The organism is Paraburkholderia sp. J63 (genome assembly GCF_905220245.1).
Taxonomy (GTDB): domain Bacteria; phylum Pseudomonadota; class Gammaproteobacteria; order Burkholderiales; family Burkholderiaceae; genus Paraburkholderia.
The window spans coordinates 72,465-97,290 of sequence record NZ_CAJMZF010000012.1 but is presented as its reverse complement, the minus strand read 5'-3'; the positions used below and the strand labels follow the sequence as shown (position 1 = coordinate 97,290).

25 protein-coding genes are annotated in these 24,826 nt (G+C 65.6%); 20 read left to right on the top strand and 5 right to left on the bottom strand.

Translation table 11 applies throughout. The features are described 5' to 3' along the window. Window positions 1-486: 486 nt before the first annotated feature. The 7 genes from U5775_RS15420 (at window position 487) to ptsP (ending at window position 8,698) form a co-directional block, all read left to right on the top strand. Window positions 487-825, top strand: a complete 339-nt coding sequence (locus tag U5775_RS15420) for a P-II family nitrogen regulator (RefSeq protein WP_074285567.1) — start codon at window positions 487-489, stop codon at window positions 823-825. Window positions 826-887: 62 nt separating this feature from the next. Further along, window positions 888-2,408 carry an ammonium transporter gene (locus tag U5775_RS15415; RefSeq protein WP_322058981.1) on the top strand — a complete coding sequence of 507 codons (1,521 nt, stop codon included), beginning with the start codon at window positions 888-890 and terminating at the stop codon, window positions 2,406-2,408. Between the two features lie 388 nt (window positions 2,409-2,796). Beyond that, a complete protein-coding gene (gshA, locus tag U5775_RS15410; protein WP_322058980.1) occupies window positions 2,797-4,086 on the top strand; it encodes a glutamate--cysteine ligase in 1,290 nt (429 codons plus the stop codon). 142 nt (window positions 4,087-4,228) lie between these two features. Further along, entirely contained in the window at window positions 4,229-5,182 is a 954-nt protein-coding gene (gene gshB, locus U5775_RS15405) for a glutathione synthase (protein WP_322058979.1), read from the top strand. A gap of 369 nt (window positions 5,183-5,551) precedes the next feature. Then, on the top strand, window positions 5,552-6,094 hold the full coding sequence (locus U5775_RS15400; protein ID WP_322058978.1) for a PTS sugar transporter subunit IIB: 543 nt from the start codon (window positions 5,552-5,554) through the stop codon (window positions 6,092-6,094). 216 nt (window positions 6,095-6,310) lie between these two features. Continuing rightward, the gene (locus tag U5775_RS15395; protein WP_028227727.1) at window positions 6,311-6,580 is read left to right on the top strand and encodes an HPr family phosphocarrier protein; all 270 of its coding nucleotides are present in this window, start codon (window positions 6,311-6,313) and stop codon (window positions 6,578-6,580) included. A 378-nt stretch (window positions 6,581-6,958) separates the two neighbouring features. Further along, window positions 6,959-8,698: a phosphoenolpyruvate--protein phosphotransferase gene (gene ptsP / locus U5775_RS15390; RefSeq protein ID WP_322058977.1), complete on the top strand. Its 1,740-nt coding sequence runs from the start codon at window positions 6,959-6,961 to the stop codon at window positions 8,696-8,698. A gap of 114 nt (window positions 8,699-8,812) precedes the next feature. On the opposite strand, the gene U5775_RS15385 is transcribed toward ptsP, so the two are convergent. The 3 genes from U5775_RS15385 to gpmA form a co-directional block, all read right to left on the bottom strand. Continuing rightward, complete coding sequence (locus U5775_RS15385; protein ID WP_322058976.1) at window positions 8,813-9,568, bottom strand: molybdopterin-synthase adenylyltransferase MoeB; 756 nt, start codon at window positions 9,566-9,568, stop codon at window positions 8,813-8,815. 135 nt (window positions 9,569-9,703) lie between these two features. Next, on the bottom strand, window positions 9,704-11,299 hold the full coding sequence (locus U5775_RS15380) for a S41 family peptidase (RefSeq protein ID WP_322058975.1): 1,596 nt from the start codon (window positions 11,297-11,299) through the stop codon (window positions 9,704-9,706). Window positions 11,300-11,674: 375 nt separating this feature from the next. Further along, window positions 11,675-12,424: a 2,3-diphosphoglycerate-dependent phosphoglycerate mutase gene (gene gpmA / locus U5775_RS15375; RefSeq protein WP_322058974.1), complete on the bottom strand. Its 750-nt coding sequence runs from the start codon at window positions 12,422-12,424 to the stop codon at window positions 11,675-11,677. 238 nt (window positions 12,425-12,662) lie between these two features. On the opposite strand from gpmA, the gene U5775_RS15370 reads away from it, so the two are divergent. From U5775_RS15370 to U5775_RS15350, 5 genes are all read left to right on the top strand, one after another. Continuing rightward, a complete protein-coding gene (locus U5775_RS15370) occupies window positions 12,663-13,085 on the top strand; it encodes a rhodanese-like domain-containing protein (protein WP_322058973.1) in 423 nt (140 codons plus the stop codon). Continuing rightward, window positions 13,082-13,345, top strand: a complete 264-nt coding sequence (grxC, locus tag U5775_RS15365; RefSeq protein WP_322058972.1) for a glutaredoxin 3 — start codon at window positions 13,082-13,084, stop codon at window positions 13,343-13,345. Before U5775_RS15370 ends, grxC begins: the two co-directional genes overlap by 4 nt. A 221-nt stretch (window positions 13,346-13,566) precedes the next feature. Next, on the top strand, window positions 13,567-14,034 hold the full coding sequence (gene secB / locus U5775_RS15360; RefSeq protein ID WP_322058971.1) for a protein-export chaperone SecB: 468 nt from the start codon (window positions 13,567-13,569) through the stop codon (window positions 14,032-14,034). A 39-nt stretch (window positions 14,035-14,073) separates the two neighbouring features. Next, window positions 14,074-15,072: an NAD(P)H-dependent glycerol-3-phosphate dehydrogenase gene (locus tag U5775_RS15355; RefSeq protein WP_322058970.1), complete on the top strand. Its 999-nt coding sequence runs from the start codon at window positions 14,074-14,076 to the stop codon at window positions 15,070-15,072. Between the two features lie 78 nt (window positions 15,073-15,150). Further along, window positions 15,151-15,684, top strand: a complete 534-nt coding sequence (locus U5775_RS15350; RefSeq protein ID WP_322058969.1) for an O-acetyl-ADP-ribose deacetylase — start codon at window positions 15,151-15,153, stop codon at window positions 15,682-15,684. Window positions 15,685-15,730: 46 nt separating this feature from the next. Here U5775_RS15350 and trmL read toward each other — a convergent pair whose 3' ends face one another. Both trmL and U5775_RS15340 read right to left on the bottom strand, forming a co-directional pair. Next, window positions 15,731-16,201 carry a tRNA (uridine(34)/cytosine(34)/5-carboxymethylaminomethyluridine(34)-2'-O)-methyltransferase TrmL gene (trmL, locus tag U5775_RS15345; protein ID WP_322058968.1) on the bottom strand — a complete coding sequence of 157 codons (471 nt, stop codon included), beginning with the start codon at window positions 16,199-16,201 and terminating at the stop codon, window positions 15,731-15,733. 46 nt (window positions 16,202-16,247) lie between these two features. After that, window positions 16,248-17,078 carry a ComF family protein gene (locus tag U5775_RS15340; protein WP_322058967.1) on the bottom strand — a complete coding sequence of 277 codons (831 nt, stop codon included), beginning with the start codon at window positions 17,076-17,078 and terminating at the stop codon, window positions 16,248-16,250. A gap of 192 nt (window positions 17,079-17,270) precedes the next feature. Here U5775_RS15340 and U5775_RS15335 point away from each other — a divergent pair, with 192 nt between their 5' ends. The 8 genes from U5775_RS15335 (at window position 17,271) to U5775_RS15300 (ending at window position 24,728) form a co-directional block, all read left to right on the top strand. Beyond that, complete coding sequence (locus tag U5775_RS15335) at window positions 17,271-18,299, top strand: methyltransferase domain-containing protein (RefSeq protein WP_322058966.1); 1,029 nt, start codon at window positions 17,271-17,273, stop codon at window positions 18,297-18,299. A 266-nt stretch (window positions 18,300-18,565) separates the two neighbouring features. Further along, window positions 18,566-19,042 carry a DUF2244 domain-containing protein gene (locus U5775_RS15330; protein WP_322058965.1) on the top strand — a complete coding sequence of 159 codons (477 nt, stop codon included), beginning with the start codon at window positions 18,566-18,568 and terminating at the stop codon, window positions 19,040-19,042. A gap of 104 nt (window positions 19,043-19,146) precedes the next feature. Beyond that, complete coding sequence (gene coxB / locus U5775_RS15325) at window positions 19,147-20,802, top strand: cytochrome c oxidase subunit II (RefSeq protein WP_322058964.1); 1,656 nt, start codon at window positions 19,147-19,149, stop codon at window positions 20,800-20,802. Between the two features lie 133 nt (window positions 20,803-20,935). After that, on the top strand, window positions 20,936-22,546 hold the full coding sequence (gene ctaD / locus U5775_RS15320) for a cytochrome c oxidase subunit I (RefSeq protein ID WP_322058963.1): 1,611 nt from the start codon (window positions 20,936-20,938) through the stop codon (window positions 22,544-22,546). Between the two features lie 142 nt (window positions 22,547-22,688). After that, window positions 22,689-22,835, top strand: coding sequence for a cytochrome oxidase small assembly protein (locus tag U5775_RS15315; protein WP_322059076.1), 147 nt, complete (start codon window positions 22,689-22,691; stop codon window positions 22,833-22,835). Window positions 22,836-22,897: 62 nt separating this feature from the next. Then, entirely contained in the window at window positions 22,898-23,479 is a 582-nt protein-coding gene (locus U5775_RS15310; protein WP_322058962.1) for a cytochrome c oxidase assembly protein, read from the top strand. A 49-nt stretch (window positions 23,480-23,528) separates the two neighbouring features. Further along, window positions 23,529-23,762 (top strand): DUF2970 domain-containing protein, encoded by a 234-nt coding sequence (locus U5775_RS15305; protein WP_415913585.1) that lies wholly within the window; start codon window positions 23,529-23,531, stop codon window positions 23,760-23,762. Between the two features lie 108 nt (window positions 23,763-23,870). Beyond that, a complete protein-coding gene (locus tag U5775_RS15300; protein ID WP_322058960.1) occupies window positions 23,871-24,728 on the top strand; it encodes a cytochrome c oxidase subunit 3 in 858 nt (285 codons plus the stop codon). Window positions 24,729-24,826 lie beyond the last annotated feature (98 nt).

Sequence of the window (24,826 nt, the reverse complement as noted above, 5' to 3'; positions counted from 1 at the left end):
CGTGAGCGCAACTGGTGCACGGGGCGCCCACTGCCACCGCCGCCACCCGCTACCGCCCGTGCCGCCCCACGACGCGCTCGCGGCTTGCCGCATTGCCCTTGCGGCGGGCTTGGGACGCCTGAGTGCCGGGCTGCCTGCCTGAAAACACTCTAGCAACGATCGACAGGCGCCGCCACCGCGCAGCGCCAGCGCTGGCCGTCCGGCCAGGACCTTGCTCGCGCTCGCTCAAGCCCGCGCGGCGCGGGTCGGCGCGCGTGGACCGGCATTGTCCACGGCTTGCGCGGATCGTGCATCGAGGCTCGTCAGAAAAGAGGCCGGAGCAAATTGGCACGGGTGTTGCTAATACTGCGGCGCACACCAATCAGTGCAGCCTGACCACGGCTGGCTCGCGGTGCGCCGGCGGGGAGAGACCCGCGCCGCCGGCGCCCGTCGCAAGACTGGATACGGGAATCCAAGCAATTACAGAGCAACCGCAGCGAGGACTACATGAAACTGATCACAGCCATCATCAAGCCGTTCAAGCTCGACGAGGCGCGCGAAGCCTTGTCGGCCATCGGCGTCTCGGGGATCACGGTTACCGAAGTGAAGGGCTTCGGCCGTCAGAAAGGCCACACCGAGCTATACCGGGGCGCCGAATATGTCGTCGACTTCCTGCCCAAGGTCAAGATCGAAGCGGCCGTCTCGGACGACATTGTCGAGCAGGCCATCGAGGCGCTCGAGCGCGCCGCCCGCACTGGCAAGATCGGCGACGGCAAGATTTTCGTTACCCCCATCGAACAAGTCATTCGCATCCGCACCGGCGAGACCGGCGCGGATGCCCTGTGACCGCCTGACGACGTCCAAACGACGTCCTTCGTGACAGACGAGAGAGACAAGAGGAAACCGAGATGCGCAAACTTTTGATGTCCCTGCTGATGGCCGGCTCGCTGCTGACCGGCGGCATCGGCGCCGCGCTGGCCGACGATGCGTCCGCGCCGGCTGCCGCTTCGGCGCCCGCCGCGTCCGCGGCCGCACCTGACGCAACGGCCGCCGCGGCGGCCTCCGCCCCCGCGGCGGACACGGCATCGGCCCCTGCCGCCGCGGCCGCTTCCGCACCCGAAGCGACCGCGGCCGCCAGCGCGCCGGCCGACGCCTCGGCCGCAGCCGCCGCGCCCGCCGCCCCGACCGCGCCGTTCTCGGTCGATTCGTCGAAGATCAACTCGGGCGACACCGCGTGGATGCTCACCTCCACCGCGCTCGTCCTGTTCATGACGATTCCGGGCCTCGCGCTGTTCTACGGCGGCATGGTGCGCAAGAAGAACGTGCTCGCGACGCTCATGCAGAGCTTCGCGATCACCTGCGTCGTCACGGTGATCTGGACGGTGGTGGGCTACAGCCTCGCGTTCACGCCGGGTAACGGGTTCATCGGCGGCTTCTCGCGCGTCTTCCTCGAAGGCATGAACTACATCAAGGGCGACAAGGCGACGACGCTCACCGTGAGCCACCTCGCGCCGACCATCCCCGAGACCGTGTACTTCGTCTATCAGATGACGTTTGCGATCATCACGCCGGCGCTCATCACCGGCGCGTTCGCCGACCGCATGAAGTTCTCGGCGATGCTCGTGTTCATGACGCTGTGGTCGATCATCGTCTACTCGCCGATCGCGCACATGGTCTGGGAACCGACCGGCTGGCTCGCCAGCGCCGGCATCCTCGACTTCGCGGGCGGCACGGTGGTGCACATCAACGCCGGCATCGCGGGCCTCGTGTGCTGCATCGTGCTCGGCAAGCGCGTGGGCTATGGCCGCGAAGTCATGGCGCCGCACAACCTCGTGCTCACGCTGATCGGCGCGGCCATGCTGTGGGTGGGCTGGTTCGGCTTCAACGCGGGCTCGGCCGTCGCGGCTGACGGCCGTGCCGGCTTCGCGATGCTCACGACGCAGATCGCCACCGCCTGCGCGGCGCTCGGCTGGATGTTCGCGGAGTGGATCGCCAAGGGCAAGCCTTCGGTGCTCGGCATTGCCTCGGGCGCCGTGGCGGGGCTCGTGGCGGTGACGCCGGCATCGGGCTTCGTCGGCGTGATGGGCGCGATCGTGATCGGCGTGGTGGCGGGCGTAGTCTGCTTCTGGTCGGCCACCTGGCTCAAGCACAAGTTCAACTACGACGACTCGCTCGACGCGTTCGGCGTGCACGGCGTGGGCGGCATCATCGGCGCCATCCTGACCGGCGTGTTCGCGGTGAAGGACATCGGCGGCGCGGACGGCAGCGTCATCCTGCAGGCCAAGGGCGTGCTCACGACCCTCATCTACAGCGGCGTGGTGAGCTTCGTTCTGCTCAAGGTGATCGACATGGTGATGGGCCTGCGCGTCTCCGAGGAAGAAGAGCGCGAAGGTCTCGACGTGGTGCTGCACGGCGAGCGCGTGGAATAAGCGTGATGCTCTCCATCGTCCGCTTCACAGGTTTGGAGGAGGTTTGAGGCAGCAAGCAGCAGGCAGTAAGCAGTAACCGGAGTACAGCGACTTGGGCCCGTCTTCATGGCGGGCCCTTTCTTTTTCCAGGCACAGGCGCATGGCTTGCGGGAATAAGCCCGATTGCGCCAGCGTTAGCTTAGTGTCCCTGCTTTTCGTGTGTCTCCATTGCGCCGGACCCTGCGCGCGGTCCAGAATGGCTATTCGATGGCGCTGGACGCGGGCGCGGCGGGTGTCGATAACCCTATGGCCAGTAAGGGAAAAGCCGTCTTGTAACCGTCGCAATCGTCCCCAGATAAGCTCCCGGTTTCCCTACCTTCAATCAGCTTTTGTCCGCGAGTATTACCTTATGGTCCCGCATCTGGTCACGGCGTTGAACGGTCCGCTTCTCGAGCTCGAGCAGCGGATCCTCGACGCGACGCCGTCCATCGAGCGCTGGTTCCGCCTCGAATGGCAGGAGCACACGCCGCCGTTCTATTGTTCGGTCGACCTGCGCAACGCCGGCTTCAAGCTCGCGCCCGTCGACACCAATCTCTTTCCCGGCGCCTTCAACTGCCTGCCGCAGGAAGTGCTGCCGCTCGCCGTGCAGGCCGCCATGGCGGCCATCGAAAAGATCTGCCCGGACGCCAAGAACCTGCTCGTGATTCCCGAGATGCACACGCGCAACGCGTTCTATCTGGAGAACGTCGCGCGCCTCGCCACGATCATGCGCCAGGCGGGCCTGAACGTGCGCTTCGGCACGCTCGACGAAACCATCGCCGGGCCGGTCACGATCTCGCTCGCGGACGGCCAGAAGATCGTGCTCGAGCCGCTCGAGCGCTCGCAGCGGCGCCTCGGGCTGAAGAACTTCGATCCGTGCTCGATCCTGCTGAACAACGATCTCTCGGGCGGCATCCCGCCGGTGCTCGAGAACCTGCACGAGCAATACCTGCTGCCGCCGCTGCACGCGGGCTGGGCGGTGCGCCGCAAGTCCACGCACTTCTCCTGCTACGACGACGTGGCGAAGAAGTTCGCGAAGATGGTGGGCGTCGATCCGTGGATGATCAATCCGTACTTCGCGCACGTGGAAGGCGTCGATTTCGAGGCGCGCACGGGCGAGGAGAAGCTGGCGGCATCGATTGACGCGGTGCTCAAGAAGGTTGCGAAGAAGTATCGCGAGTACGGCATCACCGAAAAGCCCTACGTGGTCATCAAGTCCGACGCCGGCACGGATGGCCGTGGCGTGATGACGGTGCACGACGCCTCCGAGGTCGCCGCGCTCACGAAGCGCGAACGTGCGAAGATGTCGGCCACGAAGGACGGGCTGGAGGTGCGCGACGTGATCGTGCAGGAGGGCGTCTATACCTTCGAGCATATCGGCGACGAGGTGGCCGAGCCGGTCGTCTACATGATCGACCGCTACGTGGTGGGCGGCTTCTACCGCGCGCACGGCAGCCGCGAGCGCGACCAGAACCTGAACGCGCCGGGCATGCACTACGTGCCGCTCGGTTTCGAGCACACGGCGCTGCCCGACACGCGCGCGAAGCCGGGCGCGGCGCCGCCCAACCGCTTCTACATGTACGGTGTGGTGGCGCGTCTGGGGCTGCTCGCGGCGTCGGTGGAGCTGGAGAAGACCGACCCCGAGGCGATCCAGGTGTAAGCCCCGCGCGCACCGCTTTTCGGACAATTCAACCGCAGCGCCCGCCCCGAGCGGGCGTTGCCGTCATAACGCCAGGCACAAAGCAGGCACGAACGAAGCACGCACGAAGCCTGGCATAAAGCAGGGACAAGGCAGGGACGATATGGACATTCTCTTCATCGCCGATCCGCTCGAGCGGTTCAAGATCTACAAGGACTCGACCTACGCGATGATGGCCGAGGCCGCGCGGCGCGGCCACACGCTGTTCGCCTGCGAGCCGCAGCATCTGGCCTGGGTGAACGGCCGGGTCGAGGCCGACGTGCGGCGCTTCGAGATCGTCGGCGACACGGCGGACCTGCATCGCGAGACCTGGTTCAGGGCCGCGCCCGATACGCGCGAGCTCACGGGCTTCGACGCGGTCATCATGCGCAAGGATCCGCCGTTCGACATGGAGTACGTGACCTCCACGTGGCTGCTCGAACTCGCCGAGCGCGCGGGCGCGAAGATCTTCAACAAGCCGCAGTCGATTCGCGATCATTCGGAGAAGCTCGCCATCGGCGAATTTCCGCAGTTCGTCGCGCCCACGCTCGTCACGCGCAGCGCGGCGCGCCTGCGCAAGTTTCACGAGGAGCACCAGGACGTGATCCTCAAGCCGCTCGACGGCATGGGCGGCATGGGCGTGTTCCGCGTGAAGGCGGACGGCATGAACCTCGGCTCGATCATCGAGATGCTGAGCCACGACGGCGCGCGCAGCGTGATGGCGCAGAAGTTCATCCCCGAGATCAAGGACGGCGACAAGCGCATCCTGCTGATCGGCGGCGAGCCGGTGCCGTATTCGCTCGCGCGCATTCCGCAGGGCAGCGAGGTGCGCGGCAACCTCGCGGCGGGCGGCCTCGGCGTCGCACAGCCGCTCACGGCGCGCGATCTGGAGATTGCGAAGGCGCTTGGGGCCCCGCTCGCGGCACGCGGCCTGCTGCTCGTGGGGCTCGATGCGATCGGCGACTGGCTCACCGAGGTCAACGTCACGAGCCCGACGTGCTTTCGCGAGATCATGGAGCAGACTGGCTTCGACGTGGCGGCGATGTTCGTCGACGCGCTGGAGCGCGCGGCGGCTTGAATCCCGGCTTTGCGCCGGCATCTTGGAAATGTCGGCGCCCGGTATTCGCAGCGAGAGTCCGAAGCGCTGACCGCCTGCCGGCGCCCGTGTAGCAGGGGCGCCGCGAACAGGGTATTTCGGGACGCAAGACCGCAAGCAAAACGGGTTGGCGTGCGCGAAAATGACCCTGCTACAATGCCGCGAGCCCGCGTTCCGGGCTGGCTGTCCGTCGTGCCAGAAAGTGCGCCGGAGCGGCCGCGCGGCGCATGTTCCGACCCTGTGGCCCACGGCTGACCGCAGGCTCGGCGCTGCCGGACGCGATCGATGGGATCGGCCCCGGCCGGGACAGTCCCAGCATCAACCGAAGCCGTTATTTGCAGTCAGACCGAGATGGCAGGAATTCTGATCATCGCCCATGCACCGCTCGCCACCGCGCTTCGCGAGTGCATCGCTCATATCTATGGCGGCTGTCCGGCGCGCATCGGCGCGCTCGACGTGCTGCCCGACAGCGACCCCGTCGAGGTGGTCGCGCGGGCGAGCGCCGAAATCGAGCGCCTGCGCGAGGACAACGGCGCGCTCGTGCTCACCGACATGTTCGGCGCCACGCCTTCGAATATCGCCGCCCGGCTCGCGACCGTGCCGCAGGTGCGCGTGCTGGCGGGCGTCAATCTGCCGATGCTCGTGCGCGCCGTCTGCTATCGCACGACACCGCTCGACATGTTGGTGGAAAAGGCGCTAGCGGGCGCGAGCAAGGGCATTCAGGCGATTGGGCCGAGCATGCCGGCATCCGCGCAGGAATGCGGCTGCGCGCCCACGCCGTGCGCCGAAGCGGCCTCCGATGCAGTGGCCAAGGCGGCAACAGGCGCGGCGGATAGCGCAAAGACCGCGAGCTGCCTGCCGGCGGGCGCGCTCAAGCCCGCTGGCGCGGCCTGAGCGGGCGCCCAGACCACGCAAACCGGAGGCGCGCCCCCATTGCGCAGCCCGCGGATGCGCGCAGCGCCCTCGCACTGCAAGAAGCACCACCGACGAAAGCACCACCGACGCCTCTCGCCGCACCCGCGCGAATGGACACGCAGCGCGCGCGTCCCGCGCGAGCGACGCACAATCACCGAGCCTTACATCAACACACTGCGCCTGGATCGACGAACTATGCTGCAACAAGAAACGACCATCGTGAACAAACTCGGCCTGCATGCGCGCGCGTCGGCGAAGCTGACGCAGCTGGCGGGCAACTATCAGTCGGAAATCTGGATGAGCCGCAATGGCCGCCGGATCAACGCCAAGAGCATCATGGGCGTGATGATGCTGGCTGCCGGCATCGGCAGCACGGTCGTGATCGAAACCGAAGGCCCGGACGAGGCCGATGCCATGAGCGCGCTGCTCAAGCTCATCGCCGACAAGTTCGGCGAAGGCCAGTGAACGTCGCCAAACTTGTCGCGGCGCGCCGTGCCGCTCCGGCGCTTGCCGCCGGCCTGACGGTTGCGGGCGGTTGCTGAGCAACTGAGGGCAACTGAAGACAACCGCGGGCAGCTTTGGGCCGCTGTGGGCCGCCGCGGCATCGACTGCCGCACCCGATCTCCACGACGCCGCGCTCGCCCGCGGCGTTTTCGTTGCTGGATACCGCGCGACGCCTGCGCAGCCGTAAGCCGCGGTGCAGCCGCCCGAAAGCTCGCAATCCCTTATGGCAAGGGACATTCGGCGACATCGGGGCGCTGCGGAATTTATAATGAAACCCGGGGTCTGAGAGAGCGCATTGCAGCGGTTTGCCGCGGCATCACATAACCAGAGGAGGTGCGCGTGCCGTTCACGCTGCATGGAATTCCCGTATCACGCGGTATTGCCATCGGGCGAGCGTATCTGATCGCCCCGGCTGCGCTCGACGTCGACCATTACCTGATCGAGCCGCCGCAGATCGAAGGCGAAATCGAACGTTTTCGCGCCGCGCTCGCGCTCGTCGAGCAGGAGCTCGATGCGCTGCGCGCCGACCTCGCCGCCGACGCGCCCACCGAAATGGGCGCCTTCATCGGCGTGCACCTCATGATCCTGCAAGACGTCATGCTTGTTCAGGAGACCATCGACCTCATCCGCACGCGGCGCTTCAACGTGGAATGGGCGCTCACCGAGCAGCTCGAACGCCTCACGCGTCACTTCGACGAAGTCGAGGACGAATACCTGCGCGAGCGCAAGGCCGACATCGAGCAGGTGGTCGAGCGCGTCCTGAAGGCGCTCGCGGGCGCGTCGCCCGCTACGCTGCATGGCGGTTGCGACGAGATGATCGTGGTCGCGCACGACATCGCGCCCGCCGACATGCTCCAGTTCAAGGGGCAGACGTTCCAGGGCTTCGTCACCGATCTGGGCGGACGCACCTCGCACACGGCGATCGTCGCGCGCAGCCTCGGCATTCCGGCCGCCGTGGGCGTGCAGCAGGCGAGCGCGCTGATTCGCCAGGACGACCTCATCATCGTCGATGGCGACCACGGCGTCGTGATCGTCGACCCCGCGCCCATCGTGCTCGAGGAGTACACCTACCGGCAAAGCGAGATGGCGCTCGAGCGGCGCAAGCTCCAGCGCCTGAAGTTCTCGCCCACGCAGACGCTGTGCGGCGCGAAGATCCAGCTCTACGCGAACATCGAATTGCCCGAGGACGCCCAGGCGGCGCTCGACGCCGGGGCGACGGGCGTGGGCCTGTTCCGCACCGAGTTCCTGTTCATGAACCACAAGGATCAGCTGCCGGAGGAGGAGGAGCAGTTTCTCGCCTATCGCCGCGCGGCCGAGCTGATGAACGGGCTGCCCGTGACGATCCGCACGATCGACGTGGGCGCGGACAAGCCGCTCGATTCGATGGGCGGCGGCGACGGCTACGAGACCGCCGCGAATCCGGCGCTCGGCCTGCGCGCGATCCGCTGGAGCCTGTCCGAGCCGCAGATGTTCCTCACGCAGTTGCGTGCGATCCTGCGCGCGTCGGCGTTCGGCATGGTCAAGATCCTGATTCCGATGCTCGCGCACGCGCAGCAGATCGACCAGACGCTCGACCTGATCCGCGAGGCCAAGCGCCAGCTCGACGACGCGGGGCTCGCCTACGATCCGAACGTGCAAGTGGGCGCGATGATCGAGATTCCGGCGGCGGCGCTCGCGCTGCCGATGTTCCTGCGCCGGCTCGACTTCCTCTCGATCGGCACCAACGACCTGATCCAGTACACGCTCGCGATCGATCGCGCCGACAACGCCGTGGCCGATCTCTACGATCCGCTGCATCCGGCCGTGCTGCAGCTCATCGCGCACACGCTGCGCGAGGCGAAGCGCGCCGGCGTGCCGGTTTCGGTGTGCGGGGAGATGGCGGGCGACCCGCAGCTCACGCGCTTGCTGCTCGGCATGGGGCTCACCGAGTTCTCGATGCATCCGAGCCAGTTGCTCGTGGTGAAGCAGGAGATCCTGCGCTCACAACTGAAGGCGCTGGAGAAGCCGGTGGCCGACGTGCTGGCCACCTATGAGCCCGAGGAGCTTCAGGCCGCGCTTGGGCGGCTCGCGCTCGCGTAACGCCTGGTCTATGGCGCTGGCAGCGCCTGAAGCTCAGCGCCCGACAAGAAAAAGCCCCGCTGCGGTTCCGTCCGCAGCGGGGCTTTTTGCCATCTGGCGCCGGCAACGCGTGCTTCAGCCGTGCCGCTCGCCGCAGACCGGGCAATCGGGCTGGCGCGCCACACGCATCGTGTTCCATTCCATGCGCAGGGAGTCGAGCATCATCAGCCGGCCGACGAGCGTCGTGCCGATACCGCCGATTACACGCAGCGCCTCGGCGGCCTGCATCGCGCCGATGATGCCCACCGTGGGCGCGAACACGCCCATCGTCGAGCACGCGACTTCCTCGAACGGTTGATCCTCGGGGAACACGCAGGCGTAGCAGGGCGAGGCCGCATCGCGAAAATCGAACGTGCTGATCTGCCCGTCGAAGCGCAGCGCCGCGCCCGAGACGAGCGGCACGCCATGCTTCACGCACGCGCGGTTGATGGCGTGACGCGTAGCGAAGTTGTCGGTGCAGTCGAGCACGACGCTCGCGCCCGGCACGTGCGCATCGAGCCAGGCATCGTCGATGCGCGCCTGCACCGCGTTCACCTTGACCTCGGGATTCAGGCGCGCGATCGCCTCGCGGCCCGACTCGACCTTCGCATGGCCCACCGACGCCGTCTCGTGCATGATCTGCCGCTGCAGATTGGTGAGGTCGACGGTGTCGTTGTCGACGAGCGTGAGCGTGCCCACGCCCGAGGCCGCGAGATACATGGCCGCGGGCGAGCCGAGGCCGCCCGCGCCGATCTGAAGCGCATGCGCGTCGAGAAAGCGCTGCTGCGCCTCGATGCCGATCTCGTCGACGAGGATATGGCGGGAATAGCGGAGGAGTTGGTCGTCGTTCATCGCGGTGCGCACGGGGCTTGGGCGCTGCGATGGGCTTGAGAGCCGGGACGCGCGCCGTGAGTACAGAGACCTTATTGTACTGGCGCCAGGAGGTTAATCCTCGCGGCCCGCGTTGCGCGGGCCGCGAGTCGGGGGTTACTTCGCGGGCGCCGGCGCGGAGGCCGGAGCCGGTGCGGAGCCCGCCGCGGGTGCCGAAGCACCGGGCACTACCGAAGCCGACGGCTTCACGGCGATCGGCGCCGAAGCCGAGGTGGGCGGCTTCTCTTGTGCGAGACGGCGCTCCATCGGCGACTTCGATTCGATCACGGGCTTGCCCTCGAGCTTGTTCAGCGCTTGCTGGAGCATGAAGTCGTCAGGCGTGCCGAACTCGACGGGCTTGCGCTCGCGGTCCTTCTGGCGTTGCTCCGGCGTCTTCTTGTCGTTCTGCTCCTCGAGCTGGCGCAGCATGTCCATGCGCTCCTGCTCGCGCACTTCCTGCTCCTTCTTCTCGTTCGGATCCTGCGTGTTCGCGAGGTGGTTCTGGTAGTCGACCTCGCGCGTCACGAGTGCGTCGTCCGGATCGCCGTCGGCGTATTGATCGACCGCGATGTCAGGACGGATGCCCTTGTTCTGGATCGAGCGGCCGCTCGGCGTGTAGTAGTACGCCGTGGTCAGACGCAGCGCCGTGTCGGCCGTCATCGGACGCACGGTCTGCACCGAACCCTTGCCGAAGGTCGTCTTGCCGACGATGAGCGCACGCTTCTGGTCCTGCAGCGCGCCGGCCACGATTTCCGACGCCGACGCCGAGTAGGCGTTGGTCAGCACGACCATCGGCACGGTCTTGAACTCGGCCGCTTCGCCCTTGAGCGGATCGCCGTCGAACGAAGGCAGACGGTAGTTTTCGTAGGTGTCGCGGTAGACCTGCTTGGAGTCCGGGATCTGGCCGTTCGTGGACACCACGACCGAGTCTGGCGGCAGGAACGCGCCCGCCACGCCCACGGCGCTTTGCAGCAGGCCGCCGCCGTTGTTGCGCAGATCGAGGATGAAGCCCTTGAGGTTCGGCTCCTGGCGCGCGATGTCCTGCAGCTTCGCGGCGAGGTCGGGGACCGTGCGCTCCTGGAAGCTCGTGATGCGCACGTAGGCGTAGCCCGGCTGCAGGATCTTCGACTTCACGCTCTGCACCTTGATGATGGCGCGCGTGATGGTGAGCGGGAAGGTGCGGTCGTCGGTCTTGCGGAAGATCGTGAGCGTGACCTTCGTGCCGGGGTCGCCGCGCATCTGCTTGACGGCCTGGTCGAGCGTCATGCCGCGCACGGGCTTGTCGTTGATGCGCGTGATGAGGTCGCCCGGGCGGATGCCGGCGCGGTACGCGGGCGTGTCTTCAATCGGCGAGATGACCTTGATCAGGCCGTCTTCCGACGAAATTTCGATGCCGAGGCCCGCGAAGCGACCCTTGGTCTGCTCCTGAAGCTCCTGATAGTCGGTCTTGTCGAGATACGACGAGTGCGGGTCGAGGCTCGACACCATGCCCTTGATGGCGGCGGTGAGGAGCTTCTTGTCGTCGACCGGGGTGACGTACTCATGCTTGATTTGACCGAACACTTCGGCGAAGAGCCGCAGCTGATCGAGCGGCAACGGCTCGATCACGGTTTGCTGGGTTTGCTGCGCCGAGGCGGAAATCTGCAGGGTGGCAAATACGCCGGTCGCGAGGCCAGCGGCGATCAGGCCGATGTTTTTGAGGTTCTTTCGCATAGAGGTTGTTGCGTGCGGTCGAAAGGCGCGTGGCAGCGTCTAATGGAAAAGCGACGGACAAGTATAACTGCACACTTGGCCGCTCTGTGTATAAGCGCGATCGATCCCGAAGGCGGCGGCGCCCACGAGGGCGATTCGGGGAGCAGTGCGGGGACGAACGTTGCGGGTTCGACAGTCGGGATGCGCAGGGGTTCGCACATTGCGTGCCGCAAAGCCTTGCTGGGCGCGGGGCTGGCGGGAAGCTGACGGTGCGCTGGCCGCGAGTTGGCGAATTTGTCAGAGAAGGTGGAAAGGCAAAGAAAACGCCGGCCCGGTGCGGATGCACGGGCCGGCGCTCTCGATGCAGGCTTGATGCAAAAACGGGCGGAAAAGCGCTTAGCCCGCCTTCTTGCCCTGATTCGCGACGGCGGCCTGGGCCTTCGCGATGGCGTCGGCGTCGCCCAGATAGTAGTGCTTGATGGGCTTGAGGTTTTCGTCCAGCTCATAGACGAGCGGCACGCCGTTCGGGATGTTCAGGCCGACGATGTCCGAGTCGGAAATGCCGTCGAGATACTTCACGAGCGCGCGGATCGAGTTGCCGTGCGCGGCGATCACGATCTTCTTGCCCGCCTTGATGGCCGGCGCAATCGATTCGTTCCAGAGCGGCAGCACGCGCGCGACCGTGTCCTTCAGGCACTCGGTGAGCGGCAGCTCTTCGCGCGGCACCTTCGCGTAGCGCGGGTCGTCGTAGGCCGTGCGCGAGTCGGTGGGCTCGAGCGCGGGCGGCGGCGTGTCGTAGCTGCGGCGCCAGACCAGCACCTGCTCGTCGCCATACTTCGCGGCCGTTTCAGCCTTGTTCAGGCCCGAGAGCGCACCGTAGTGACGCTCGTTCAGGCGCCACGAGTGGACCACCGGAAGGTACATCTGGTCCATCTGGTCCTGCACGTGCCAGAGCGTGCGGATCGCGCGCTTGAGCACCGACGTGTAGGCGATGTCGAACGAGTAGCCGGACGCCTTGAGCAACTGGCCGGCCTGCTGGGCCTCGCGGTTGCCCTGCTCGGTCAGATCGACGTCCACCCAGCCGGTGAAGCGGTTTTCCTTGTTCCACGTCGATTCGCCGTGGCGGATGAGTACGAGTTTGAACATGAAGATGACGGTCGGTAGTGAAGGAAGCGGTAATCGGGGACGGGGTCCGTCTGGGGGACTTCCGGCGGGCGCGCGCCAATGCGGCTGCCTCGCGACGACGGTCCGGCCCCGTAGGTCGCACTCACGGCTGCATGCCCGGGCTGGGGGGCGGCAACCTTGCGACAAACGGTTATTTTATAATGAGCGGATTGCCTGAATCCGTTTTCCCCCGATTTCTCTTTTTCCCGGCGGATCATCCGTGACGTTCTTTACCAATTACATCAACCTTGTACTCATCGCGATCGTCCTCATCTCCGGAGGGTTGCTCCTGTGGCCGACGCTCAAGCGCGGCGGCCGAAGCGGCGTTTCCGCCGCCGAGGCGACGCAGCTCATCAACCGCCGCAACGCGGTGGTGATCGATCTGCGTTCCGCGGACGATTTTGCGAAGGGCCACCTGCCCGCCGCCCGCCATCTGGAATTCGGCGAGCTGGCCAAGGTCGGCCAGTTCGTGAAGAACAAGAGCAACCCGGTGTTGCTGGTCTGCCAGACGGGCCAGCAGTCGCACAAGGCCCAGCGCCTCGTGAAGGATGCCGGTTTTGCCGAGGTCCACGTGCTGGACGGCGGCGTGAACGCCTGGCAACAGGCCGGCATGCCGGTCGTCAAACAAGGAGTTTCGAAGTGAGCAAAGTGGTCATGTACAGCACCCAGGTGTGCCCGTATTGCCAGATGGCCGAACGTCTTTTAAAGTCGCGCGGCGTCGATCATATCGAGAAGGTGCTGATCGACCGGGACCCGGCGCGTCGCGAAGAAATGATGACGCGCACCGGCCGCCGGACCGTGCCGCAGGTTTTCATCGGCGAGACGCACGTGGGCGGCTACGATGATCTCTCCGCGCTCGACCGCGCCGGCGGCTTGACGCCGCTGCTCGAAGCCGCGGCCTGAAGCGGGCCCGGCCCGAGGCCGGGCTGGTCGAGGTTGTAGATTTGTCGTTCCAGGCGGCGCGTTGCTGCGCCGTGGTTTCTCGCCCGCGCGAGCCATCAGGGTTCGCGCGGGCGCGTTGTCGTCTGTTGCTGCTCATTGCGGCTGCACCGCGCTGCCTCGATATTGCGAGACGACGCGATACTGTGTGGTTGCAACTCAATTTAATCAGGAAGCCAAACACCATGTCTGACGAGAACAACCAGCCGTTCTTCAACATCCAGCGCATCTATCTCAAGGATCTGTCGCTCGAACAGCCGAACTCGCCGGCCATCTTCCTCGAGCAGGACATGCCTTCGGTGGAAGTGGAAGTCGACGTGAAGGCCGAGCGTCTCGCGGAATCGGTGTTCGAGATTCTCGTGACCGGCACGGTCACCGCCAAGGTCAAGGAAAAGATCGCGTTCCTGATCGAAGCCAAGCAGGCCGGCATTTTCGACATCCGCAACATCCCGGCGGAACAGGTCGATCCGCTCGTCGGCATCGCGTGCCCGACCATCCTGTTCCCGTACCTGCGCTCGAACATCGCCGACGCCATCACGCGCGCAGGCTTCCCGCCGATCCACCTGGCCGAGATCAACTTCCAGGCGCTCTACGAGCAACGTCTGCAGCAAATCGCGCAGCAGCAGGAAGGCGCGAGCAACGCCACGCATTGATTGAGCGCTGAAACCAAACCACCGGTGCGGAGTATCGGAATGAAAGTCGCCGTTCTCGGCGCCGGAGCGTGGGGCACCGCGCTGGCAGGGCATCTGGCCCAGGCGCATGACACGGTGTTGTGGGCGCGCGATGGCGCGCTCGTCAACGCAATGCGTCAGACGCACGAAAACGCCCGCTATCTAGCGGGCGTCTCGCTGCCGAAAAAACTTCACTACGAAACGGATCTGGCCGCCGCGCTCGACCATGCGTCGGGCGAGGCGGATCTCGTCGTGCTCGGCACGCCGGTGGCGGGCCTGCGCGACATGCTGTGCACGATGCGCGGCATGAACCGCGTGCCCGCGCACTTCGTGTGGCTCTGCAAGGGCTTCGAAGCCGACTCGCAACTCATGCCGCATCAGGTCGTGGCGGCCGAGCTGCCCGCGCACAAGAGCAACGGCGTGCTCTCGGGGCCGAGCTTCGCGCGCGAGGTGGGCGAGGGCCTGCCTGTCGCGCTCACGATTGCGAGCGCCTCGGCCGCTTGCCGAGAGCGCACGCTCGCGGCCTTCCATCATCGCGCGATGCGCATCTACACCGGCGACGACGTCGTGGGCGTGGAAGTGGGCGGCGCGGTCAAGAACGTGCTCGCGATCGCGACCGGCATCTCCGATGGACTCGGCCTCGGCCTGAATGCGCGCGCCGCGCTCATCACGCGCGGTCTCGCGGAGATGACGCGCCTCGGCGTGACACTCGGCGGGCGCGCGGAAACCTTCACGGGCCTCACGGGCCTCGGCGACCTCATCCTCACCGCCACGGGCGATCTCTCGCGCAACCGCACCGTGGGCAAGCAGCTTGCGAGCGGGCGCACGCTCGACGACATCCTCGGCGCACTCGGCCATGTGGCCGAAGGCGTGCGCTGCGCGCGCGCCGTGCTCGCCATCGCGCGCGCGCACCATATCGACATGCCGATCACCCAGGCGGTATGCGCCGTGCTATTCGACGGCGTGGCCGCGCGCGACGCCGTGAGCGCCCTGCTCAGGCGCGACGCGAAGGCGGAGTAGGGCGGCGGGCTTGCCGGTCTTCCGGCGCACAATGCCGGCGCTCGCGCCGCCTGCCTGGAAGCGAAAGCGAGGACCGTCATGCTCATCATCGGAAACTGCCGCACCGAAGCGCAAGTCGTCGACATCACGACGCTGCACGTCGATGCCATCGTGAATGCCGCGAACACGTCGCTGCTCGGCGGCGGTGGCGTGGACGGCGCGATCCATCGCGCCGCCGGCCCGGATCTGCTGCGCGAATGCGAGACGCTGAACGGCTGCCCGACCGGCGACGCGAAGATCACCGCCGGCTACCGGCTTCCCGCGAAACACGTGATTCATACCGTCGGGCCCGTCTGGAACGGCGGCGCGCGCGACGAGGCGTTCTTGCTCGCGTCGTGCTACCGGCGCTCGCTCGAATGCGCGCGCGAGGCGGGAGTGAAGAGCGTCGCGTTTCCGGCGATCAGTTGCGGCGTGTATCGTTTTCCGCCCGACGAGGCCGTGAAGATTGCGGTGCAAACCGTGGTCGACGCGTTGGGCGCTTACGCGTCGCTCGAGCGCGTCGTGTTCGCCTGTTTCGACGATGCGATGCTCTCGCGCTACGAGCGCGAGTTGGGCGCGCGCGCTGGCGGCTGACGCAACTGGTACGTTGGCGCGCGCATGCGCGCCTCACACGTCTCCTTCACTCGCCCCCTTCGAAGCCGGCCTGTCGCCACGCCTCGAACACCACCACGGCCACCGTGTTGGACAGATTCAGGCTGCGGTTGCCAGGCCGCATCGGCAGGCGCACGCGCTCGCTGGGCGCGAAGCGATCGAGCACCGCGTCGGGCAGTCCGCGTGTCTCCGCGCCGAACACGAACCAGTCGCCCGGCAAGAACGCGTGATCGTGAAAGCGTCCTGAGCCGCGCGTCGTGAACGCGAACATGCGCGACGGATCGGGCGTCTCGGCGGCGATGAACGCATCCCAGTCGCGATGCACGTGCATCTGCGCGTATTCGTGATAGTCGAGGCCCGCACGGCGCATTTTTGCGTCGTCGAGCGGGAATCCGAGCGGCTCGATCAGATGCAGCCGCGCCCCCGTGTTCGCGCAGAGGCGAATCACGTTGCCGGTGTTCGGCGGAATTTCCGGTTCGACGAGAACGACGTTGAACATGACGATGAAAGTCCTGAAAAAGCGGTAAAAGCGAAAAGGGCGATGCTCAGTCTTTGGGCGTGCGCAGCGCGACGAAATTCGTCACGCGCCGCGCGCCTGCTGCCTTGAGCGTCTGCGCGAGCGCGTCGAGCGTCGCGCCCGAGGTCATCACGTCGTCGACCACGCCGACATGCAGGCCGCACAGACCCTCGCTCGCGCAGAGCGCGAACGCGCGGCCCACGTTGCGGCGGCGTGTCTCGCGGTCGAGCTTCGATTGCGCCGCCGTATGCAGCGTGCGGCGCACGAGCGTGGCGTCGGCGCGCGTGCCGAGCGCGCGGGCGAGCGGCCTCGCGATCTCCCACGCTTGGTTGTAGCCGCGCTCGATCAGACGCTCGCGCGAGAGCGGCACCGGCACGATGAGCGCTGGCGCATCGGCGCTATCGATAACGTCGGTGGCCGCTTGCGCGAGACGCCGCGCGAATTCCTCGCCGAGCGCGAGCCGCGCGCGAAACTTCAGGCCCAATGCGAGCGCATCGAGCGGTGCGCGATAGTCCGCGAGCGCGAGCGTGGCGTCGAACGCGGGCGGCGCTTTCACGCAAGCGTCACATCGGTAGCGATCGTGTGCACGCGCATGCCGCATCGCGCGGCGCATGCCCGAGAGCGGCAGCGCGCAAACGGAGCAGCGCAGGCGCGCTTCGTTCCAGTACGCCGCATCGCAATCCGCACACAGCACGGCGCGCGCGCCTTGGTGCAGAGGGTCGTGCACGCGGCCGCGCACATAGCGAGTTTGACGCGACAAATTGCCGCATAATGGGCACAGACTGGGCAGCATGAACTGCGCGAGCCGCGGCCAATGTGCTCGCACGCCCTGATGAACGCGCGCCACGGCGTGCCGCATTGCCTGCAGTCTTGCCGGAGGCTTTTCAGCCACGCAGGCGCATGGCGAGCCGGGCGACTGGCTCGATGCCGAAGTGGGCGAGGGGGTGGGCTGCTGCGGCATCGAAGGACGGCCCGAACAGGGTTCGGGGCTCGCGACTGAAAGGATGGGAGTGAGCGAGTATACTTCGCAGACTTCGCCAATACGACCGACATGTCTCCGTCTCACTCAAGACCCGGCCGTCCGGCCTACGATACGCGCTATCTGCGCCGGATTTTCGACCGCCGCGCGACGACGTTCGACGAGGTCGCATTCCTGCCGCGAGAAATTTCCGGGCGCATGCGCGAGCGCCTTGAGTACATCAAGGTGAGTCCGGCGAGCGTGCTCGACATGGGCTGCGGACCCGGCGACGACCTCCCGAATCTGCGCGAGCGCTTTCCCGAAGCACCCGTGTTCGGTACCGATCTCTCTTTCGCCATGCTCGAGCGCGCCCGTGCGCACGACGCCGGCGACACGAGCTGGCGGCGTTTTCTTCCCGCATCGATTGGCCGTGCGCTCGGCGCACGCGGCCCGCGTTTCGCGCAGGCCGACTTCGCCGAATTGCCGTTTGCACACGGCGCGTTCGAGCTGCTCTGGTCCAATCTCGCCTTGCATTGGCATCCGCGTCCCGACCTCGTGTTCGGCGAGTGGCAGCGTGTGCTCAAGGTCAACGGCCTGCTCATGTTCAGCACGCTCGGCCCCGACACGCTCAAGGAACTGCGCGGCGCCTTTGCCGAAGTCGAAGCGGCGCATGGCCTGCCCACGCGGCCTCACATCATCGATTTCGTCGACATGCACGATCTCGGCGACATGCTCGTCGAGAACGGCTTCGAGATTCCGGTGATGGACCAGGAGACGCTCACCGTCACCTACAAGACACCGGAGAAGCTGCTCGCCGACGTGCGCCGCTGGGGCGCCTATCCGTTCAACCGCGCGTTCGACCGCGCCTCCGACCGCGACTTCCTGCACGGATCCGATGAAGGCGATCAGGCCGACGGCCTCGCATCGCGGCGCCTGCATCGCGCGCTCTCGGCGGCGCTCGAGGCGCGCCGTTTGAAGGACGGACCCAACGCCGGTACGATCCCGCTCACCTTCGAAATCATCTATGGTCATGCATGGAAGGCCATCCCGCGCACGACCGCGGAAGGCCACGGCATCGTGCGCATCGAAGATATCGGGCGCGGTCCGGCAAGGAATCGCTAACGTGGTAAGGGGGCTTTCGTTATGCCTGAAATTAGCGCCTGAAAAGCCCTCGAAAAATCATGGAAAAATCGCGCAAAGCCACGCCAGTATTGGGTTTGCGGAAGATTGCAGCTTGCTTGTGAGTGCTTGGGATCGCGCCTATAATGCGTCGGTTGCTGCAGCGATTGCCGTCCCCAAATCTGACGCAGCAAGTCCAGATCTCCCGCAGTTGTGTAAGGCGTAAAGCGGCGATAGTCTGACGATGTTGTGGTGGGGGGAAGCGAGCGATGCAGACGTCCGATCTGCTGGCGAGTCCGGAGCCGGTCCTCAAGGACTGGCTCATGAAGCGCAACTGTTCGGTTTCGCCCAGGCAATTCGTGCTGTTCTATGTGTCGCTGGCGCTGGTATCCATCGCGATCGCCGTTCTGTTGTTGATCCACGGCGCCTGGCTGGTATTGCCGTTCACTGGCATCGATCTGTTGGTAGTGGGTGGCGCCTTTGCCATTTATGCGCGCCATGCTGTCGATTACGAACGTATCAGGCTTTATCCGAACCGGCTGGTGATCGAGCAGATGAGCGCTGAGTCGCTCACGCAGTTCGAATTCAATCCCCGCTGGGTCCGGGTCGAACCGGGCGCGACCCCACGCGACCCGGTGCGTCTCGTGGTCCGCGGCCAGGCGGTCGCTGTCGGGTTGCATTTGCCGCAATATCGGCGTGCGCAGTTCGCGCGGGAACTACGCACGTGGCTCGCGCGCGCCGGTTGAGTACGGGCGCGCGGCAGGGTGTGGTTCGGAGTGCGAGCCGTCATTCGGCGCGTACCCAGGGCGTGACCTGGTTGCAGAACCTTCCTGCGGGGTCGAGGGTTTGAATGGAAATTATGGGTAAGGAAGCTATGAAAACAATCAAGCGAGCCCTACAGGGCGTGCTGGCGTGCAGCGGACTCCTCGTCGCCGGCGCGGCACTCGCAGTCGGAGACAGTCCGGGCGGCCCAGCGGTCAATGAGATCAATCTCCAGCCGCCCGTCACGCGCATCGCAGAAGAGCTTTACAACCTCCATACGATGATGCTGATTCTATGCACGCTGATTTTTGTCGGCGTGTTCGGCGTCATGTTCTATTCGATCTTTGCGCATCGCAAATCGAAGGGGCATCAGGCCTCGCATTTCCATGAAAGCACGACCGTCGAAATTATCTGGACGATCGTGCCGTTCATCATCGTCGTGCTGATGGCGCTGCCGGCCACCAAGGCCGTGGTCGCGATGAAGGACACCACCAACGCCGACCTCACCGTCAAGGTCACCGGCTATCAGTGGAAATGGGGCTACGACTACGTGAAGGGGCCGGGCGAGGGCATCAGCTTCCTCTCGACGCTCACGACGCCGCGCGCGGAAGTGAACGGCCAGGCGCCGATCACCGACACCTATCTGCAGGAAGTCGATAACCCGCTCGTCGTGCCGGTCAACAAGAAGATCCGCATCATCACCACCGCCAACGACGTCGTGCACTCGTGGTACGTGCCCGCGTTCGGCGTGAAGCAGGATGCGATTCCGGGCTTCGTGCGCGACACGTGGTTCAAGGCCGACAAGGTGGGCACTTATCGCGGCTTCTGTACCGAGCTGTGCGGCAAGGAGCACGCGTTCATGCCGGTCGTGGTCGAGGTGCTCTCCGACGACGACTATGCGAAGTGGGTGGACACGCAAAAGGCCAAGATGGCCTCCGCGAACGACGACCCGAACAAGACCTACACGCTGGCTGAGCTCAAGGAGCGCGGCGAGAAGGTTTACACCTCGAACTGCGCGGTGTGCCACCAGCCCAACGGCAAGGGTGCGGGCGCGTTCCCGGCGCTCGACGGCAGCAAGATCGCCAATGGCCCGATTGCCGAGCACGTGAGCATCGTGCTGCACGGCAAGGGTGCGATGCCGTCGTGGGCGCCGACGCTCAACGACGTCGAGATCGCCTCGGTCATCACGTTCGAGCGCAACGCGTGGGGCAACCATACCGGCGACGTGCTGCAGCCGCGCCAGGTCACCGATGCGCGCAACGGCAAGATGCCCGAAGGCGGCGACCATACGGCGGGCGCGGGCGCCGCGCCGGCAAGCGGCGCCGATCAGGCGGCCGCGGCCAGCGACACGGGCGCGGCAGCGAGCGACACGACCGCGGCGAGCGGCGCAGGACAGGCTTCGGGCTCGGCGCAAGGCGCCGCAGCGGCGGCGCTGCCGGCCAGCATCTATTTCGAGGTGGGCAAGAGCACGCTGCCCGCCGACGCGAAGGACGCGATCCAGGCGGCCGCCGATTATGCGAAGGCGCATCCGGACGCGAAGTTCGCACTCTCGGGCTACACCGACGCGAGCGGCAAGGCCGACGCCAATGCGGAACTCGCCAGGCATCGTGCGCAGGCTGTGCGCGACGCGCTGAAGGCGGCCGGCATCGCCGAGGATCACATCATCCTGAAGAAGCCGGAGACGGTCACCGGCGGCGCCGATGCGAAGGAAGCACGGCGCGTGGAGATCAGTCCGGCAGCCTGAACAGGTTGATCGGAACCGTTGCGCGCGAACGCAGGCAAAAGGCGCGTGCAACGGGCAGGCAAGAAAAAACAGGCGGTCGAGCAGACCAACGCTGCAGTAAGAGACGCAAAGCAATTCGCTTCAGGAGAGAGTCATGTCTAGCATCGGACACGATGTAGCGGGCCACGGTCACGTCCACGGCGACCACGCCCATGCGACGCCGCACGGCTGGCGCCGCTGGTTGATGGCCACCAACCACAAGGACATCGGAACGCTGTATCTGATTTTTTCGTTCGTGATGTTCCTGTCGGGCGGGGTGATGGCGCTGGCCATCCGTGCCGAGCTGTTCGAGCCCGGGCTGCAGATCATGCGCCCTGAGTTCTTCAATCAGCTCACCACGATGCACGGCCTGATCATGGTGTTCGGCGCGATCATGCCGGCCTTCGTGGGCTTCGCGAACTGGATGGTGCCGCTGCAGATCGGCGCATCGGACATGGCCTTCGCGCGCATGAACAACTTCAGCTTCTGGCTGCTGCCGGCCGCCGCCGTGCTGCTCGTGACGTCGTTCTTCACGCCGGGCGGCGCCACCGCCGCGGGCTGGACGCTCTACGCGCCGCTCTCCACGCAGATGGGCCCCGGCATGGACTTCGCGATCTTCGCGCTGCACATCATGGGCGCGTCGTCGATCATGGGTGGCATCAATATCGTCGTGACGATTCTGAACATGCGCGCGCCGGGCATGACGCTCATGAAGATGCCGATGTTCGCGTGGACCTGGCTCATCACCGCCTATCTGCTGATTGCCGTGATGCCGGTTCTGGCAGGCGCGATCACGATGCTGCTGTTCGACCGTCACTTCGGCACGAGCTTCTTCAATGCGGCAGGCGGCGGCGACCCGGTCATGTACCAGCACATCTTCTGGTTCTTCGGCCACCCCGAGGTCTACATCATGATCTTGCCGGCGTTCGGGATCGTTTCGCAGGTGATTCCGGCGTTCTCGCGCAAGCCGCTGTTCGGCTATAGCTCGATGGTGTACGCCACGGCGTCGATCGCGATTCTCTCGTTCATGGTCTGGGCGCACCACATGTTCGCGACCGGCATGCCGGTCACGGGCCAGCTGTTCTTCATGTACGCGACCATGCTGATCGCCGTGCCCACGGGCGTGAAGGTGTTCAACTGGGTGGCCACGATGTGGCGCGGCTCGCTCTCGTTCGAAACGCCGATGCTGTGGGCAGTGGGCTTCCTGATCGTGTTCACGTTCGGCGGTCTCTCGGGCCTGATGCTCGCGATGGCGCCGCTCGACATCCAGTACCACGGGACCTACTTCGTCGTCGCGCACTTCCATTACGTGCTGGTGGCGGGGTCGCTATTCGCCTTGTTCTCAGGGTGGTACTACTGGTCTCCAAAATGGACCGGCTGGATGTACAACGAGACGCGCGGCAAGATCCACTTCTGGTGCTCGCTGATCTTCTTCAACCTCGCGTTCCTGCCGATGCACTTTGTCGGTCTCGCCGGGATGCCGCGTCGCTACGCCGACTATCCGGCCCAGTTCACGGACTGGAACCAGGTGATCACGATTGGCGCATTCGGCTTCGGCCTCTCGCAGGTGTACTTCCTGTTCTTCGTGGCGCTGCCCGCATACCGTGGCGGCGGCGAACTGGAAAAGGCCAGCGACAAGCCGTGGGATGGCGCGACCGGCCTCGAGTGGACCGTGCCGAGCCCGGCGCCGTTCCACACCTTCGAAAATCCGCCGACGGTCGAATAAGTCATCGGACGAGGGCGTCCAGCCAGGCGGCTGGACGCCGACAAAAGCCGCGGCAGCACATTTTGCCCGGCACGGTGTTGGACGTAACGCGAAGGCGATCACGAGCATGAGCATGCAACCCGCGGCAACTGGCAACGCAAGCATGACCCGGAATCCACAAAAAAGACGTACGCCCGACGAGATTCGCGCGGGCAACCTGCGGCTCGGCCTCGTTCTGCTGGCCGTCGTCGCCGTCTTTTTTCTGGGTGCCGTTCTGAAGCAGGTGTTTTTCGGCGGCCTGGCTAATTGAGGCTATTGGCGGTGTGGCGCTTCGCAGCGGCGTGAGCGCGGGTGTTCGTACGAGGAAGTTCGATGTCTACGCAGCACACTGGCAGCGATCGCGCGTTCAACCGCTCGATGCTCATCAAGCTCGTCGTGGTGGCGCTCCTGATGTTCGGTTTCGGTTTTGCGCTCATCCCGATGTATCGCGCGATCTGCCAGGTCACCGGCATCAACAATCTTGTGCAGCGCGACGCCACCGAGCGCGAGGCGCGTAACACGCAAGTGGACATGACGCGCACGATCTCGGTGGAGTTCGACGCGAACGCGCGCGGGCTGCTCGGCTTCAAGCCTGAGCAAACGAGCCTCGACGTGCATCCCGGCGAAGTCATGACCGTGATGTACGACATTTCGAACAACGAAGGACGCACGATCGACGCGCAGGCGATCCCGAGCTACGCGCCGAAGCAGGCCACGGAGTACTTCCGCAAGATCGAGTGCTTCTGCTTCACGCAGCAGACCTTGAAGGCGAACGAGACGAAGCGCATGCCGGTGGTGTTCGTGATCGATCCGAAACTGCCGAAGGACGTGAAGACGATCACGCTGTCGTACACGTTCTTCGAGCTGAACAAGCCGGCGGTACCGCAGGCGCCGAAGCAGTCGGCCGGCGCATGAGACGAATGAGGCGTGACGCAGTGAGACGACGCGCATGAACGGAAACGGCATGAAGGGCGAGGGCGGCGGTAGCGGCGCGGCGAAGCCGAAGAAGAGCGGCTTGCTGCAACTGGCGAAAGCGGTGGCGTGGTCGTTCCTCGGCATCCGCAAGCGTGCCGATCTCGAATCGGACGCCGCGCAGCTGCATCCTTTGGCGCTGATCGCGGCGGGGATCATCGGAGCGGCGCTGTTCATCGTCGTGCTGCTGCTGATCGTGCACGCGGTGGTGGGCCAGCACGCATAGCGCGGCATCGAAGCGGCATGCGCCCCGGAAAACGAATATCGAATAACGAAGACAGAAGCCGGCAGCAGCCGGCACTGTCCGGAGCAACTGGAAATTGGAGAATCAGGCATGAGCGGCCAAAACGATAGCCCGTACTACTTCATTCCGCATCCGTCGCGGCATCCGATCAGCGCGGCCGTTGGCCTCCTGATCATGCTCTCGTCGCTCGCCTCGTGGATCAACGGCGAATCGTGGGGGCCGATCGGCGTGGCCATCGGCCTGCTGTGGGTGCTCTTCACGCTCTGGCACTGGTTCGGCGACGCGATCTCCGAATCGGAAGGCGGCATGTACGGCAAGCGCGTCGACGCGTCGTATCGCTGGAGCATGAGCTGGTTCATCTTCTCCGAAGTGATGTTCTTCGGCGCATTCTTCGGCGCGCTGTTCTATGCGCGCGAGATCGCGCTGCATCAGCTAGGCAGCCTCGACTACAAGCTGATCTGGCCGGACTTCGCGGCGGTGTGGCCGAACAACGGCCCGGCGGCGCTCGTCTCGCATTTCCGCTCGATGACGCCCTGGCCCGTGCCGACCATCAACACGGCGCTCCTGCTCTCCTCGGGCGCGACGCTCACGGTCGCTCACCATGCACTGCGCGACGATCATCGGAAAAAGGCCATCGCGTGGCTCGCGGGGACGATCGTGCTGGGCCTGTGCTTCCTGTGCCTGCAGGCCTTCGAGTACATCCACGCGTATAACGAACTCAATCTCACGCTCGCTTCGGGCATCTACGGTTCGACGTTCTTCCTGCTCACGGGCTTCCACGGCTTTCACGTGTTCCTTGGCGGCACGATGCTGACCGTAGTGCTGGTGCGGCTGATTCGCGGCCACTTCACGGCGGAGCACCACTTCGCATTCGAAGGTGCCGCATGGTACTGGCACTTCGTGGACGTGGTCTGGCTCGGCCTCTACGTCGTCGTGTACTGGCTGTAACGCGCTCGATGCGGGCATCCGCGCGGCACGCGCGTGCCGCAGCGCAGCGGGCGTAAAAAAGCCAAGGCGCCGCTCCGACCTCGTCGGCGCGGCGCCTT